The sequence below is a fragment of the Schaalia sp. JY-X159 genome, assembly GCF_014525425.1.
In the GTDB taxonomy this organism is placed as follows: Bacteria; Actinomycetota; Actinomycetes; order Actinomycetales; family Actinomycetaceae; genus Scrofimicrobium.
On sequence record NZ_JACEXI010000007.1, the window covers coordinates 64,697 to 80,664 of the forward strand.

Consider the following 15,968-nt stretch of genomic DNA (forward strand, 5'->3'; position numbering starts at 1 on the left):
TGCTGCAAGATGGATAGGCTTAGGGCCATGAGAATCGCTACCTGGAACATTAACTCAATCAGGGCACGAATCGACCGGGCTGTCGCCTTCTTGGAGAGGTCGAACGTGGACGTCCTCGCCCTTCAGGAAATCAAATGCAAACCGGAACAGTTCCCGACGGAGCGGCTTGAGGAACTTGGTTTTGAAGTTCAGATGGTTGGGTATGACCAATGGAATGGGGTTGCCCTCCTTTCCCGACTGCCGTTGACCAATGTGCAGCACTCGTTCCCCGGGCAGCCCGCATGGGCAGGAAAGGACATTGTTGAGGCGCGCGCAATCGGTGCGACTGTGCATCCGCAGGATGGGGAGCCCTTTGCACTGTGGAGCCTCTATGTTCCCAACGGCCGGGAACTGGATGACGCTCACTACGGCTACAAGTTGGAGTTCTTGGCTGCTCTGCGTGAGTACATTGCGACTCTTCGTTCGAAGGACCCCGACGCTCAGATCATGCTGGTTGGGGACTGGAATATTGCCCCTAGGGACGAGGACGTCTGGGACATTGGATTTTTCGAAGGGAAGACTCATGTTTCCGGGCCGGAGAGGGCAGCCTTCTCAGCACTACTTGATGACGGCCTCGTCGAAGTGACGCGCCCTATGGTCGACAACTACACCTACTGGGACTACCAGCAGTTGCGATTTCCGCGTAATCAGGGCATGAGAATCGACTTCGCGCTTGCCTCCCCTCCGCTGGCCGATCGCGTCACGGGCGCAGAGATTGACCGTGATGAACGCAAGGGCAAAGGGGCTTCGGACCACGTGCCGGTCATCGTCGACATTGATGAGGAATGGATGCGCTTCTAGTTCTGCACCAGTTCAACCATGTCCGCAATCGAATCGTGAATGGCTGCGGGCCTGTACGGGAATGACGTGACGTCGGCAAGCTTCGTGGACCCTGTCAGAACAAGGTGAGAATGCAGCCCAGATTCAATGGCTGCAAGTATGTCGGTGTCCATTCTGTCCCCGATCATGGCGGCATCTTCCGAGTGTGCGCCAAGCGTGTTCAGGGCAGCCCGAATCATGATTGGGTTCGGTTTGCCCACAAAATATGGTGTGGCTCCCGTGGCCTTGCTGATCATCGCTGCAATGGCGCCGGTTGCTGGGAGCGTGCCTTCATCCGACGGCCCGGTTGTGTCGGGATTGGTGGCAATGAACTTGGCGCCACCCTCGATCAGACGAATCGCCCTCGTCAGTGAGTTGAAATCATAGCTGCGGGTCTCTCCGAGCACCACGTATTCAGGGTCGACCTCGGTCATGATGTATCCGGCCTGATGAAGCGCGGTTGTAAGTCCCGCTTCGCCCACAACATATGCGGTCGAGTTGGGTGACTGTTGCGTGAGGAATGCAGCAGTTGCATTGGCAGACGTCCAAATCCGGTCTTCAGGGACCATCAGACCCGAGATCGCAAGGCGTGCGGAAAGGTCGCGGTTCGTGAAGATTGAGTTGTTGGTCAGGACTAGGTAGGGCAGTTCCTTCTCGGCGAGGGCGTCGAGGAAGCGCTGGGCGCCTGGGATCGCGATGTTCTCGCGGACGAGGACGCCATCCATGTCGGTGAGCCACGCCTTCACACTGCGGTCACCTACGGAGCTGGTTGTGTTTTTGAGATCAGAAGTCATATGCACAGACTAGGGTTGAGGGGTTCATTGTGGCTAGTTTGCGGGGGAAATGTGGAGCAAGAGGCATCCGACAAACAGCGACGGGGTGTCGGTCCGTGGGTCGGCGCTCACCCAAATGGTGACCAATGGGACATGGATCTGCTGGTCGAGGGCGATTACAGGAATGTCGAGGACGAGTTCCGTTACTGGACGCGGGATGCCATTAGGGCTGAGATTGCTCGCCGATCACTGGGGTTTGAAGTTGCCATTGAGAACCTTGGTCACGACTTCAACATCGGTTCGATTGTCCGTACCGCAAATGCCCTCGGGGTTTCTAAGGTCCACATTGTGGGTCGTCGCAGGTGGAACCGGCGTGGCGCGATGGTCACCGACCGTTACCTGAACGTTGTGCACCATCCCGAGGTTACGGGGTTTCTCGAGGACGTCCGCCCTCGCGGTCTATACATTGCGGGTATCGACAATATAGGAGAGTCCCAGCCAATTGAATCCAGCCGGCTACCTCAACAAACAGTCCTGGTCATGGGGGAGGAGGCTGCAGGTCTCAGTGATGAGATGGTGCAGGCATGCGACGGCATTTTTCATATCACGCAGCATGGTTCCACCAGATCAATGAATGTTGGTCACGCCGCTGCTATAGCAATGTTTGCGTGGAGTATGCAGCATGTTCACTAGGTTAGAGGGCTGCTTCGGCGTGAATCCCGCGTGAGGATGTGCAGCATCGGGGCGGAATACTTTCGGGAATTTGGGCCCTTGGCCTAGCCAGAACTGCCGGCAAATGTGGGACAATGGGGGTTGCGAGATTAACCCACTTCGGTGCAAGTCTGTGCACCAATATTTAGGAGGTCCTTGTGGCAATCGCAACCCCAGAGGTTTACCAGGAAATGCTGAACCGGGCTAAGGAAGGCAAGTTTGCCTACCCGGCGGTGAACGTGACCTCATCCCAAACGCTAACTGCTGCCCTGCAGGGCTTTGCGGAAGCTGGCTCCGACGGCATCATTCAGGTTTCTGTTGGTGGCGCTGAATACTGGTCAGGTTCGACCATTAAGGACCGTGTGGCGGGTTCACTGGCCATGGCGGCATACGCATACCAGGTAGCGAAGAACTACGACATCACAGTTGCTCTGCATACTGACCACTGCTCGAAGGACAACCTGGATTCCTGGGTTATCCCGTTGCTAGAGATCGAAGCAGCAGAAGTTGCAGCTGGTCGCCTTCCTGCCTTCCAGTCCCACATGTGGGATGGTTCGGCTGTTCCGCTTGCTGAGAACCTTGAGATCGCCCAGCGTCTGCTCCCGATGTGCGTTGCTTCCAACACGGTCCTTGAAGTTGAGATCGGTGTTGTTGGTGGCGAAGAAGATGGTGTTGAGGCCGCTATCAATGAGAAGCTTTACACCACGGTTGCAGACGGTTTGAAGACTGTTGAGGCTCTTGGCTTTGGTGAGAATGGTCGGTACATGACGGCTCTGACCTTCGGTAACGTTCACGGTGTTTACAAGCCGGGCGCCGTCAAGTTGCGTCCGGAGCTGCTTGGTGAAATCCAGGTTGCCGTGGGTGCCGCCTACAACAAGGGTGACCGTCCGTTCGATCTCGTCATGCATGGTGGCTCTGGCTCCACTGCTGAAGAGATTGCAACCGCAGTTGCTAACGGTGTCATCAAGATGAACATCGATACAGACACCCAGTACGCATTTACCCGCCCGGTTGCCGGCTGGATGTATGAGAACTACGAGGGCGTCCTGAAGATTGATGGTGAGGTCGGCAATAAGAAGCAGTATGATCCTCGCGCATGGGGCAAGGCTGCTGAGGCCGGAATGGCTGCCCGCGTTGTTGAGGCGTGTGAGCGTCTCGGCTCCGCTGGAACCAAGATGTAGCTTCATCTCGCAATGGCTCGACCTGTCGAGTTTGTGAGTTAGAAGAGTCCCGTTGGCCTGGTGGTCGGCGGGACTCTTTGTGTGTCGGAAGCTGTTTCCAGATGTCAGCACCTGTTCTGCACCGGCAGCACCTATTTTCGTTGCAGGTACCCATCGCGCACATTTCTCCGATCTAGAGAATCTTTGCAGTGAAACGAGACAATCTGGTCGGGACGTGTTGCAATTGGGAAGAGCAGAATGACTGCGCGTTCGTTGACGCTGTGCCAGCGTCAGGCTGAGGGCCAATCGAAAGGGAGAATGATGGCGGAAGATACCTGGTCCAAAGTTGAGGGAATGGTGATTGCCGGAGCCCTGGACCCGCTGAAGCTCGCGGAAGAGCTGAAGCGTGAATCTGTTGTGGCATCGTTGGTTTGGTACGACAAGACTCCGGAGTTGGTGGGAGTGACCGTTGCTGAGCAGGAAGACCAAGTCGCCACGCTCACCAAACGGGGGCGGGTGTTCAGGCCCGGTCCAAGCATCCAGGAGCTGGCGGAGAAGATCGCGGAGAAGTTCGCAGCCGAGGTAATGCTGGGTGATGTCCAAGTTGACAGGTTTGAACGTGCCGACGACGAAGACGTCGAGGATGCCGCCTCTGAGGTTGCCTCAACTGAAGACAAAGCTGGCGCAGCGGAAGGTGAATCGCTGCCGATTCGCGTTGTTGAGATCAGCGCGACACCATCATCTGCCATTCCTCTTCTTGCAGCATTCGAGGGTGTGGATGTGGCAGAACTACCCCACGACGAGCGCCGCGCCATCCTGCTCGCCCAGGTTCCAGCACATCGTTCCGGTTGGCATTTCGGAGATGCACCGCTCGTCCGACTCACACTCCAGGGCGATGAGTTCCACGCACACTTCATGCCTGAGGATGACCCCGAGAGTGTTATCACCTACAACTGGGGTATGAATGAGGTCGTGGTTGCGGGAGCTAAGGGATGGGAAGGAAATATCGCGGATGAGGTTCACGACCTCGTCGGCGCACGCGGCGATATCGCTGCCATCCATGATGCTGTTCCGGGCGTTGACGTCGAGGGCGCTTTTGAGGCCACCAAGATGCGCGGATCAGCGGCTGTCACCAAGTTTGTTCGGTCACTGGGATTGGATCCGCAGGTGGCAGAGTTCCTCCTTGGTTGGTTGACGGTTGAACAGGTCTCTGGCGCTACGGTTCACCATGCTCGCGGTATCTCAAACGCCATCGGTCGAAGTGTGGATATCCTTCTCAACGAGCGCAAGAATGAGGCCAGTTTCTGGGATTCGTACACACACCTGGTTCGTAGCAAACCTTGGCTGATTCCGACTATTGCAGTCGGTGAGGTCGTGGCGGCCACCGCCCTTCTTATTGGAGGACGTAAGCGTGACGGGGTTCGTACCACAGGGGGTAAGGTCGCGACAGGGCTTGCTTTTGTTCTCCTTACGGACGCGATTGCCGACACCACTCTTGCACGGCTTACTGCGCAGCGTGCCGAACGACATGAGGCCCAAGAGAGTTAGTTCGTGTGGTCGCATCCCAGCTCGGCATGGGGAAAGAACCGCAGTGTGGATGACGACGCGCAGCGCGGGTAAAGATATGCAGGTGCGAAGGAGGCGGTAGTGCGGATAGTTGTCGCCCTGGGTGGCAACGCGTTGGCCAAGAGGGGCCAACCGATGACTGCAGAGATGCTTCGCCACAACATTCGCAGTAGTGTCGTTGCCCTCGGTGATCTGGCCCGCGATAACGAGGTCGTCATCACCCATGGCAATGGCCCTCAAGTGGGCCTTTTGGCTCTTCAGGGGCTTGCATACAACGTTGTTCCCCCGTATCCGCTGGACATTCTTGTTGCTCAAAGCCAGGGGATGATCGGCTATCCGTTGCAGGAGGCGCTAAGCAACGAACTAGGTGCGGATCGGGAGGTTGTCACTGTGCTTACAACCACACAGGTCTACGCGGACGATCCGGGTTTCGAGAATCCGACCAAACCAGTTGGGCCCCTTTACACGGAATCTGAAGCACGAGGCGTTGAACAGGTTCATGGGTGGCAAACAAAACCAGACGGGTCGGGTTTCAGACGGGTTATCCCTTCACCAAAGCCAGTGCGCATCCTCGAATCCTCAGCAATTGCTGCACTCTTAGATAGTGGACGAGTCGTCATCTGCGTTGGTGGTGGCGGTGTCCCGGTAACGATCGAAGATGGAATCTCAACCGGAGTGGAAGCCGTGGTTGACAAGGACTTAGCGTCTTCGGAATTGGCTGTAGAACTGGGTGCCGACACGCTCCTGATCCTCACTGATGGGGACTATGTGATCGAAAACTGGGGTGAGCCGACCGCACGGGCAATTGCCCAGGTGTCCCCAGAAGTCCTTGAGCAAATAAGTTTCTCTGCCGGGACCATGGCACCGAAAGTCGCGGCTGCAATAAAGGTGGCAAAAGCAGGAGGCCGAGCCTTGATCGGTCCCCTAGATCGGGTTCCAGAAGTGCTGGCTGGAACGGTTGGGACTCAAGTACGCCAAGGCATCCTCGGGGGCATCGTCTACGCGGTTTGATTTGCAGGCTCGTCGCAGAAGGGGCTGTGGGTATCCTTCTCGCCTCTACCACCGGTCACCGTTGCCGTCACTACCTGCCTCAAACCGCGAGATCGCATAGTATCGACACATTACACTGTTATTGGACCCGAAACTGTCGATACTATTCGATCTCGCGGAGGCGGGGTGGGTGTGGGTGCTGCGGGTGTAGGTGGGGCGGCCCAAGTGCACGGCGCCCGCACGGTTCCCCCAGCAATGCGGAGCCGGTTAGGGCATACGGAGCCGGTCGGGCCCACCCACCCTTATAACACACCGTTATGCAAGCCTAACCGGCTCCGTATGCCCTAACCGGCTCGCTAAGCCAACCGGCACCTCGACCACCTCCGCGGCATCGCCCGAGGATTCCGAAACCTCCAAAACCACATCCACCACGGCCTCCTCCACACCGGGGGGTTCAAACGCCACCTACAGCCTCTGTTATGACTCTTCTAAGTTCTGTCAAGCGGGTATCTTCTCCTCTTCGATGGGGCCCGTGGCGTTCGCTATTGGGGATGCTTGTAGTACGAGCCGGTTTGTCTAGCTTTTCGCTTTCAGCTAGGAATCCTCCGACTGGTGGAATGCTCCGCGTAGAATCGCGCGAAGGGGGCGTCCATGCTTGAGCTGAACAACATCACAAAGTCATATACAGTTGCCGATTTCACGCAAGTGGCGCTCGATGACGTCTCGATCGCTTTTCGTGACAACGAGTTCGTTGCAGTTCTTGGGCCCTCTGGTTCCGGCAAGACAACAATGCTCAACGTTATTGGCGGCCTCGATCACTACGATTCTGGCTCCCTAATCATTGATGGCATCAACACTTCGGACTACACCGACCGTGACTGGGACACCTACCGCAATAACCGCATCGGGTTTGTTTTCCAAAGTTATAACCTGATTCCCCACCAGACCGTCCTCGCCAACGTGGAGCTTGCGCTCACGCTCACGGGCGTGAGCCGGGCTGAACGTAGAGCGCGGGCAACCGAAGCCCTGCAGGAGGTGGGGCTCGGCGACCACATCAACAAGCTACCCAGTCAGCTTTCCGGCGGCCAGATGCAGAGGGTTGCGATCGCCAGGGCCCTCATCAACGACCCGGAGATCCTCCTGGCAGATGAGCCAACTGGGGCACTGGATTCAACGACCAGCCTGCAAATCATGGCGATGCTCACCAGCATTGCCAAGGACCGACTGGTTGTCATGGTCACACACAATCCAGAGTTGGCGCAGGAGTACGCCACAAGGATCGTTAACTTGCGAGATGGGCGTATCTCTGCCGATTCTGACCCGTTTGTTCCCAGTGCAGTAGACGCGAAAACATCCCAAAAGGCAGCCCGACGCACCTCCATGTCACTGGCCACTGCCGTCGCCCTGTCATTCAAGAACCTCATGACAAAGAAGGGCCGCACGCTGATGACGGCCTTTGCAGGTTCTATCGGAATCATTGGTATCGCAACGATCTTGGCCTTGGCAACCGGTGTCAACAACTACGTCAAGAGCATCGAGGAAGACACTCTCTCGGTCTATCCGCTGTCGATTCAAAGCCAAGGCATGGACATGGCAGCCCTGATGGCGCTCACTGCGGACGCTGGCGCTGGTGGTGGGGGAGGCGAGGCCGAGGCAGAAGAAGGCACAGACGGCTCCGTCCAAGAAATTGCAATGATGCAACGCATGTTCGGCTCGGTCGGTTCAAATGACTTGGCCGCGCTGAAGACTTTCTTGGATTCCAACGGCGGGAATGTTGACGACTACGCGAACCTGATCCAGTACTCGTACAACGTCACCCCACAGATCTTCACGGTGAACGAGGACGACAAGGTCCGTCAAGTCAATCCCGACTCAACGTTTGCATCGCTTGGCTTCGGAGGGGCAGGAAGCAGCGGGGGCCTGATGGACTCCGCAATGAATACCAACGCTTTTGTTGAAATGATGGATGACTCCACACTGATCGAGCAGCAGTATGACGTTGTTGCTGGTGATTGGCCCCAGTCCTATGACGAAACCGTCCTCGTCCTCACCCCCAGCGGTGGTGTTAGCGACTTCGTTCTGTACGCGATGAACCTGCGCGACCCAGCGGAGTTGGACACGATGGTCGCGCAGCTGGTTAACGATGAACCAATCGTCACGCCGGAGGGCGGTCCCAAGGCGTTCTCCTACGGGGAGATCATGGACGTGACGTTCAAGATGGTCAACTCTGCGGACTACTACGTCCTCGACCAGACCTATGGGGTGTGGACGGACAAGAGTGGTGACGCCGCCTTCTTGAAGAAGCTGGTGTCCGAGGGCGAAGAGTTGAAGATCAGCGGTATCGTCCAGCCTCGCGAAGGTGTGACAGCAACGGCACTGACACCTGGGATCTACTACACCCCCGATTTGGTCACCCACCTCATCGAAGAAGCTGCGACCTCGGACGTCGTCAAGGAGCAGCTGGCCAAACCGAGCGTCAACGTCTTCACGGGGCGGACGTTTGTGGACGAGGCCGAGAACCCGGAGTCTTCCGACTTCGACATGTCGAAACTTGTCAGCATTGATGAGGAAGCGATCGCCTCTGCGTTCACTTTCGATGAATCGCAACTGGGGATTGACACCTCCGCGCTGAACCTCAACATGGCGGGAATGCCGCCGCTGCAGCTTGACCCATCGGCGCTACCAACCATGGATGTCTCTAGCCTGCTGGGGAGTCTGGACCTCGGTTCGGGTCTTGATATCAGTATTGAAGATGTCCTGTCCGACCTCGACCTCAGCAACATTGACATCAATCTTGACCCGGAGGCCATCACGCAACTGGCCACGGATCTGGCAACCGGTTACGCCCAGTTCTGTATGCAGGGCAATGATTGCACTGACCCTGAAGCCAGCTTCCAAGCATTCCTAGCGACGCCCGAGGGCGTTGCGATCCTGGCGCAAACCGATGAGCTGATCAGTGGCCTCGAGGGCGACTTTGCCGCAGCCCAGGAGGAGATCACGCGACAGCTCACCGCCGCGATCTCGAATGCAGTACAGAAGCAGATCGAGCAGAACTCGGCTGCGATGCAGGCCCAACTGCAGCGGGCAATGGCAAACTACATGACCCAGGCCATGAATGCTATCTCCGTGCAAATTCAGGACCAGGTTGGCACCGTGTTAGAGCGTCAGATTGGTGATGCTTTGAGCTCCTCGATGGGGTCGCTGACTGAGAACATGGCTGCGGCGATGAGCATTGATGAGGAGGCCTTCGCTAACGCATTTGATTTCAATCTGGATGAAGCGGAGCTCAGCGCCCTGATAATGAGCATGATGGGCCAGGCGCAGAGTTCGTTTGATGGCAACCTCGCAAAGCTCGGTTATGCCGATTTTGCTCGGCCCTATTCGATTGACATTTTCCCCAAAGATTTTGAGGCAAAGGGACAAATCATCACGATCCTGGACGATTACAACGCGGACATGGAGGCGCAGGGGAAGGAGGATCGGGTCATCACCTACACCGACTTGGTGGGAACCCTCATGTCCTCGGTGACAGACATCGTCAATGTCGTTTCCTACGTCTTGGTTGCCTTTGTGGCGATCTCGCTAATCGTTTCCTCCATCATGATCGGTGTCATCACATACATTTCCGTCCTCGAACGCAAGAAGGAAATCGGCATCCTCAGGTCGATTGGCGCCTCAAAGAAGGATATTCGCTGGGTGTTTAATGCCGAGACCCTGATTGTCGGCTTTGTCGCCGGCGTGATGGGAATCGGGGTCACCCTTCTCTTGACCATTCCGGCAAATGCCATTGTTTACGCCAGGTTCGGGATTGCGAACGTTGCGACCCTACCGGTTGGCGCTGGAGTTGCACTGGTCCTGATCAGTATGGGACTCACGTTCTTGGCTGGGCTTATTCCGTCCTCGGCCGCGTCCCGAAAAGATCCGGTGGAAGCCCTGCGCTCAGAGTAGGTGGCCAAATCTCCCCATTAGGTACGGTCCCACGCGGCGGCTGGCTTCGCGAAGTTGCACAGATCCGACTACGGTGGAGTCGTGCTCCTGGCTTTACTCGTCTCTCTCTTAGCGGGACTTGCCACCTCCATTGGTGGCCTGATGGTTCTCAACAAGAAGACCCTTCAACGTTCCTACCTTGCAGTGGCGCTGGCATTTGCGGCCGGCGCAATGCTGATCATCTCGCTGTTCCAGATTGTCCCGCTGGGAATCGAGTACATGGAGTCAACGACTTCCGATCGCACGGCTCTCGTGGTTGTTTGGTTGTCGTTTTTTGCTGGAATCGCCCTCGTCCTCACGATCGACCGGCTGCTTCCCGACGTTCTTAACCCGAACGAAATGGAGGGGCGCGAGGACGATATGAGTGTTGGTGACCAAGCCTCGACGAAACATTTGATGAGGTCGGGCGCCCTGGTCGCCGTCGTGCTTGCCCTCCACAACTTCCCCGAGGGCATGGCGACGTTCTTCACCACCTATCAGGATCCGACCGTGGGTATGACCCTGGCGGTGGCGATAGCGATCCACAATATTCCAGAGGGCATTGCGGTTGCCGCACCCGTATATGCCGCCACGGGTTCGCGAAGGAAGGCATTCGCCTGGGCGACTTTCTCCGGGTTGACTGAACCGATTGGCGCGCTGATTGCGGCCGCCATGGTTTCGTGGGTGGTGTCGCCAGAGTTCTTCGGCATTTTCTACGGAATGGTTGCGGGGATGATGGTGTTCCTTGCCTTGGACGAGCTGCTTCCTGGGGCATGGCGCTACCAAACTGACAAGCACCAGACCGTTTATGGCATGCTTGCCGGTATGGCAATGATGGCGGTGAGTTTCATTCTCTTTGCCTCCCCGGCCTGACGGGCGCAGGAGCCTGTGGCCATAGCGAAAGGTCAACGACGATGGTGGCACAGCTTTTTACGGCGCTGAGCGACGCGCGCCTTGGGAGCCCCAGGCAGATACCGGACGACTTCCTATTTGGAGCGGCGACCGCCGCATACCAAATCGAAGGCGCCGCGTTTGAAGACGGCCGGGGCCCTTCGATTTGGGACACTTTCAGCCGCGAGCCGGGCGCAGTTGCGGCAGGGCAGACGGGCGACGTTGCCTGCGATCACTACCATCGCTACCGCGATGATGTTGCCCTGATGAAAGAGCTGGGCTTAGAGAGCTACCGCTTTTCGGTTTCTTGGGCGCGCGTTCAACCTGATGGCGTGCACAGCAACCGGAAGGGCATCGAGTTCTATTCGCGCCTTGTCGACGAGCTGCTCGGGGCGGACATCAAGCCGTGGTTGACCCTCTACCACTGGGATTTGCCGCAGGCGCTTGAGGATAGGGGAGGGTGGCCCAGCCGCGACACCGCAAAACGTTTCCGTGACTACGCAATGGAGGTCTACGGCGTCCTCGGCGACAGGGTTGAGGTTTGGACGACGTTGAACGAGCCGTGGTGCTCGTCTTTCCTCTCTTACACAGCGGGGGAGCACGCGCCTGGTCGCCAGAGCCTTGAGGCGGGCATGCTGGCAAGTCACCACTTGCTCCTTGGGCACGGGCTTGCGGTTGAGGCGTTGCGGGCGGAGAACGCGTCTCTCGACCTTGGACTGACGCTGAACCTCACGCCGACCCAACCACTGGACCCGGACAGTCCGGCAGACCTTGAGGCGGCAGCGCTTATTGACGGGCAGACAAACCGCTGGTTCTTGGACCCTCTCTTCCGCGCGAGCTATCCCACCGACATTGTCGAGGCTTTTCGGGCCCTAGACCCACGAGCGACCGAAAAGTTTGAGGACAGCGTGCGTCTCGGTGACTTGGAGTCCATCTCCACGCCGATCAGTACGCTTGGCATCAACTACTATCAGGGCGGCATCGTCACTGGTTCGAGGTCGTTATCACCAGAGTTGGCTGAGCGGATCGGGTTCAATGCCTTGGCGATCCCGCCGCTATCGGCTCCAGAGACGACTAGGCGGACCTCGTCCCCGCTTCCTGCGTCCCGCGGCTTCTCTCCGGACACCTACCTGCCGCGGACGGCTCAGCAGTGGCAGATTGACCCCATAATGCTCAAGCACCTGCTGCTACGTGTTCACAATGACTACACGGGCCCATCTGGCACTTCGATTTATGTGACGGAAAACGGCATGGCAGGCAACGACGTGCTCACGCAGACGGAGAGCGGCGCTGCGGTGCACGACCCCACCAGGGAGGCTTTCCTCGAGCTGCACCTGGGTGCCGCCCTCGATGCGCGAGACGAGGGCGCAGATGTCCGCGGCTACTTCTACTGGTCTTTCATGGACAACTATGAGTGGACCTGGGGTTACGACATGCGTTTTGGCATCATCTACGTTGACTACGAGACACAGCGGCGCATCCCCAAAGACAGCGCCAAACTCTATTCAAGGATCATTGCTTCCCGTGAGCTCAATGTCGCCCCGGATGCCGGACTGCTGGTGCGGCGTGGGACCCTGCTTGAGAATGTGCCAGTAATCTAACGTCCCGTGGAGGACACCAAGGTGTCAGCGGGGGCGAGGACGGCCTATCATCGTTCCATGGCTGTTCCCAAGATTCTGCTCTACTACGTTATGGCTCCTGTGCCCGACCCTCGCTCCGTGATGCTCTGGCAGCGGGAGCTCTGTGAACGTCTGGGACTTCGCGGGCGAATCATCGTCTCACCCCACGGCATCAACGGGACGGTCGGCGGAGAAATAGAAGCATGCAAGCAGTACATTAAGCGAACCCGGGAGTACCCGCCGTTCAAGTCTCTGTCTGAGACGGTGAAGTGGTCGGAAGGAAGTGGGTTCGAAGACGACCAGCCGGAGTGGAACGGGGGCAAGGATCGTCGGGCAGCTTGGAAGCGCATTGTCGACTTCCCGAAACTGTCCGTGAAGGTCCGTGATGAGCTGGTTGCCTTCGGCACGCCGGAGGAAGTTAAGGTTGGTCCAGACGGAGTGATTGGTGGGGGAGTCCACCTCAGCCCCGCAGACGTTAACGCCCTCGTCGAAACCCGTGGGGATGAGGTCGTCTTCTTTGATGGCCGCAACGCTTGGGAAGCTGAGATTGGCCGCTTCAGCGGAGCTGTTGTGCCGGATGTTGAGACTACCCACGGTTTCATCAAGCAGATTGAGAGCGGCGCGTTCGACAGCATCAAGAACCGTCCCGTCGTCACATACTGCACCGGGGGGATTCGCTGTGAGATCCTCTCCGCCCTCATGAAGAACCGCGGATTCTCCGAGGTGTACCAGATTGATGGCGGCATTGTTCGCTACGGTGAAACCTTTGGCGACGAAGGGCTTTGGGAGGGTTCCCTAGCCGTGTTTGACGGGCGGGAAACCATCGACTTCTCTGAGGCGGCCAAAGTGGTTGGCGTTTGCGATGTGTGCGGGGAGCCAGCCAAACACCTAGCGAACTGTGAAGATCCCTCCTGCAAGACGCGTCTAGTGGTGTGCGTTGAGCATGCACGCGAGGCTCAAACGTGCGCCGAGCACACGCCTACTGCGGCGAAGCAGCAGCGGTAAGCCCTTCCACGTCCTTGAGCGCAATCCTTGACCCGTCAACCGTGACCAGGCCCGACGTGCCGAGCTGCCTGAGCCTGCGGCTCAGGGTCTCTGGCGATATCCCAAGCAACGAGGCAACATTGCGTTTGGTCGTCGGCAGGTAAACGGCCGTGACACCGCCGGTATGGGTGCGTGGCAGTTCAAGTAGGTAGTGCGCCACGCGGCTCAATGCATCCGTGTGCGTCGATCCGGTTAGCGCACGCTCTGCCTCCACCAACCGCCCCGTCACCGCCTGCAGCATCTGCAGGGCAATATCCGGATAGGCCTGAACGAGGGCGGAGAGGTCGCGGTGGCGGAACTGGCACACCTCAACGTCTGTTTCCGCAACTAAGTGCTGGCCGGAAGGACGCCCGGTGACAAAGTCAATCTCCCCGGAGAAATCCCCAGGCTCAAGGAGGCGAACCAGTTGCTCCTGGCCGTTCGCGATGATTCTGGACACCCGCACCGCACCCGTGTGTACCACCATCAGCACTGGGTCCGCATCACCAGGGGCCTGAAGTGTCTCGCCCGCCTTCCGTGAGACGGCATTGGCAAACCGTGCGACCTCGAGTTGTTGGCGTGGCCCCAGAGTCGCAAAGAGGGGAACCTTAGACACGCACGAGTGACTGGTGGTCGTCATGAGTTGAGATCCCTTGCTTCTTCTTTCCGGACAGGCGCAGTGCATTCAGGATAACCAACAGGACACTGGCCTCATGGATGAACATTCCGCCAGCCAGCCCGAGGGCGCCAAGCAGAACGGCAACGATGAGGGCAAAGACGGTGCCCAGAGCAATCGCCGTATTCTGCTTCATGATCCGCAAAGTAGAGCGGGAGACGCTGGAGGCGTGCGCTAACTGGTCAAGGCGATCGCCAAGAAGAACCACCGAGGCCGTCTCCATAGAGATATCAGTTCCCGACTGTCCCATGGCCACCCCGACGCTTGCGGTGGCTAGAGCAGGGGCATCGTTGACACCGTCACCAACCATGACGACGCGAGCGCCCTCTTCTTGAAGTCCTCGAACGTATTCGGCCTTGTCGTGGGGCAGCATGCGGGCATGCCAGTGAGCTATCCCGGCTTGCAATGCGACTGCGCTTGCGGCGCCCTCGTTATCTCCCGTCAGCAGCACCACGTTACGTAGGCCTGATTTCTTGAGATGATCGATGGAGGTGGCCGCTTCTGGCCTGATGGCATCGGAGATGGCGATGAAGCCCACGTAGAGGCCGTCGACGGCGACCAGCAGAACGGTCTGGCCAGCCTCCTCCAGAGTCTGCACGGTTCGCAATGGGCCAGCCCCGATGGCGGTGCCCTCCGTGCCGAGATAGTCGTAGTTCCCAATGTGAACGCGACGGGGTCCAACATGTGCCGCTATCCCGCGCCCACTTACGACTTCGACATCGGTTGGGATTTCCAGCAGGAGTCCTTGTGCCGCAGCCTGCGCCACAACCGCTCGACCCAGGTGGTGTTCACTGGAGGTTTCTACAGACGCAGCTAGTGTGAGCAGGGCGTCCTCGTCCAAGCTGGTGTTATCCACGTGGACTGTCGTCACCGTGGGCTGGCCGAAGGTGAGGGTTCCCGTCTTGTCAATGGCGAGGGTGTCGGCCCGAGCCAATGCCTCTAAAGCCTCCCCGTTCTTGATGAGAACGCCATTGCGTGCCACGTTGCCAAGGCCTGCGACCGCTGCCACGGGAACCGAGATGACCAGCGCGCCCGGGCACGCGATCACGAGGAAGACCAGAGCCTTCTCTAGATCGCCGGTGAATGCGAACAGTGCGACCGCCCCCACCAGGATCGCGGGCGTGTAGTACTGAGCAAACCTGTCCAGGAACCTTGCTCCACGGGTGCGGGACTCCAAGGAGTCCTCAACAAGCTCAACGATGCGTCCGAAGGTGGTTTCGTCCCCAACTTCCGTTGCCCGAACCTCAAGGTAGCCACTTTCCACAATGGTTGCGGCATGAACGTCGGATCCAACTTCCTTGAAGGCCGGGGTTGACTCGCCCGTGATTGAGGCTTCGTTGATGCTGGCGCTACCAGCGACGATCACCCCGTCGGCACCAATCCGCTCACCGGTTGTAATGACGAGGACGTCACCGACCTCGATGTCGTCGGCCTCCACCTCGACTCTCTCACCACCCCGCACCACGGTCGCCGTGGTCGGACTTAGATCGATGAGCCCCTGGATGGAGCGCCGTGCCTTCGCAAGGGTGCGCCCTTCAAGCCAGGCCCCGAAGAGGAAAAGAAACCCAACCACGGCAGACTCTAGGTAGTCGCCTATGACAATACCGCCGATGATCGCGATCGTCACCAGCAGGTCGATTGACCAGGTGCGCAGCCGCAGTGCACGCCAAGCGCGAAGGGCAATGGGTATGCCAAACACGACGCTCGCGGCGATGAGCAGGATGTCCAGGAGCAC

The 15,968-nt window shown here is 58.2% G+C and carries 13 protein-coding genes; 9 read left to right on the plus strand and 4 right to left on the minus strand.

Features of this window, described 5'->3' with window-relative positions; all coding sequences use genetic code 11:
• Positions 1-27: 27 nt before the first annotated feature.
• Positions 28-840: an exodeoxyribonuclease III gene (locus IDL90_RS10570; protein WP_182141392.1), complete on the plus strand. Its 813-nt coding sequence runs from the start codon at positions 28-30 to the stop codon at positions 838-840.
• Here the strand turns inward: IDL90_RS10570 and IDL90_RS10575 are convergent.
• On the minus strand, positions 837-1,652 hold the full coding sequence (locus tag IDL90_RS10575; protein WP_182141391.1) for an HAD-IIA family hydrolase: 816 nt from the start codon (positions 1,650-1,652) through the stop codon (positions 837-839). The two genes, IDL90_RS10570 and IDL90_RS10575, sit on opposite strands and share 4 nt — an antisense overlap.
• Here IDL90_RS10575 and IDL90_RS10580 point away from each other — a divergent pair, their 5' ends adjacent.
• The 4 genes from IDL90_RS10580 (at position 1,653) to IDL90_RS10595 (ending at position 6,079) form a co-directional block, all read left to right on the plus strand.
• Positions 1,653-2,324 (plus strand): TrmH family RNA methyltransferase, encoded by a 672-nt coding sequence (locus IDL90_RS10580; protein WP_182141390.1) that lies wholly within the window; start codon positions 1,653-1,655, stop codon positions 2,322-2,324.
• Positions 2,325-2,500: 176 nt separating this feature from the next.
• Complete coding sequence (fbaA, locus tag IDL90_RS10585) at positions 2,501-3,523, plus strand: class II fructose-bisphosphate aldolase (protein ID WP_187995332.1); 1,023 nt, start codon at positions 2,501-2,503, stop codon at positions 3,521-3,523.
• Positions 3,524-3,820: 297 nt separating this feature from the next.
• Positions 3,821-5,050 (plus strand): hypothetical protein, encoded by a 1,230-nt coding sequence (locus IDL90_RS10590; RefSeq protein WP_187995334.1) that lies wholly within the window; start codon positions 3,821-3,823, stop codon positions 5,048-5,050.
• Positions 5,051-5,149: 99 nt separating this feature from the next.
• Positions 5,150-6,079: a carbamate kinase gene (locus IDL90_RS10595; RefSeq protein WP_187995336.1), complete on the plus strand. Its 930-nt coding sequence runs from the start codon at positions 5,150-5,152 to the stop codon at positions 6,077-6,079.
• Positions 6,080-6,373: 294 nt separating this feature from the next.
• Here IDL90_RS10595 and IDL90_RS10600 read toward each other — a convergent pair whose 3' ends face one another.
• Positions 6,374-6,523, minus strand: a complete 150-nt coding sequence (locus IDL90_RS10600) for a hypothetical protein (RefSeq protein WP_182141386.1) — start codon at positions 6,521-6,523, stop codon at positions 6,374-6,376.
• 186 nt (positions 6,524-6,709) lie between these two features.
• Here IDL90_RS10600 and IDL90_RS10605 point away from each other — a divergent pair, with 186 nt between their 5' ends.
• The 4 genes from IDL90_RS10605 (at position 6,710) to IDL90_RS10620 (ending at position 13,539) form a co-directional block, all read left to right on the plus strand.
• Positions 6,710-10,006, plus strand: coding sequence for an ABC transporter ATP-binding protein/permease (locus tag IDL90_RS10605; RefSeq protein WP_182141385.1), 3,297 nt, complete (start codon positions 6,710-6,712; stop codon positions 10,004-10,006).
• Between the two features lie 81 nt (positions 10,007-10,087).
• Entirely contained in the window at positions 10,088-10,897 is an 810-nt protein-coding gene (gene zupT / locus IDL90_RS10610; protein WP_182141384.1) for a zinc transporter ZupT, read from the plus strand.
• Between the two features lie 41 nt (positions 10,898-10,938).
• On the plus strand, positions 10,939-12,516 hold the full coding sequence (locus IDL90_RS10615; RefSeq protein ID WP_187995338.1) for a glycoside hydrolase family 1 protein: 1,578 nt from the start codon (positions 10,939-10,941) through the stop codon (positions 12,514-12,516).
• Positions 12,517-12,573: 57 nt separating this feature from the next.
• Complete coding sequence (locus tag IDL90_RS10620; protein WP_187995340.1) at positions 12,574-13,539, plus strand: rhodanese-related sulfurtransferase; 966 nt, start codon at positions 12,574-12,576, stop codon at positions 13,537-13,539.
• On the opposite strand, the gene IDL90_RS10625 is transcribed toward IDL90_RS10620, so the two are convergent.
• Both IDL90_RS10625 and IDL90_RS10630 read right to left on the minus strand, forming a co-directional pair.
• Positions 13,514-14,173 (minus strand): Crp/Fnr family transcriptional regulator, encoded by a 660-nt coding sequence (locus IDL90_RS10625; protein ID WP_187995342.1) that lies wholly within the window; start codon positions 14,171-14,173, stop codon positions 13,514-13,516. The two genes, IDL90_RS10620 and IDL90_RS10625, sit on opposite strands and share 26 nt — an antisense overlap.
• Positions 14,166-15,968: a cation-translocating P-type ATPase gene (locus tag IDL90_RS10630; RefSeq protein WP_187995345.1), complete on the minus strand. Its 1,803-nt coding sequence runs from the start codon at positions 15,966-15,968 to the stop codon at positions 14,166-14,168. The genes IDL90_RS10625 and IDL90_RS10630 overlap by 8 nt, the downstream gene beginning before the upstream one ends.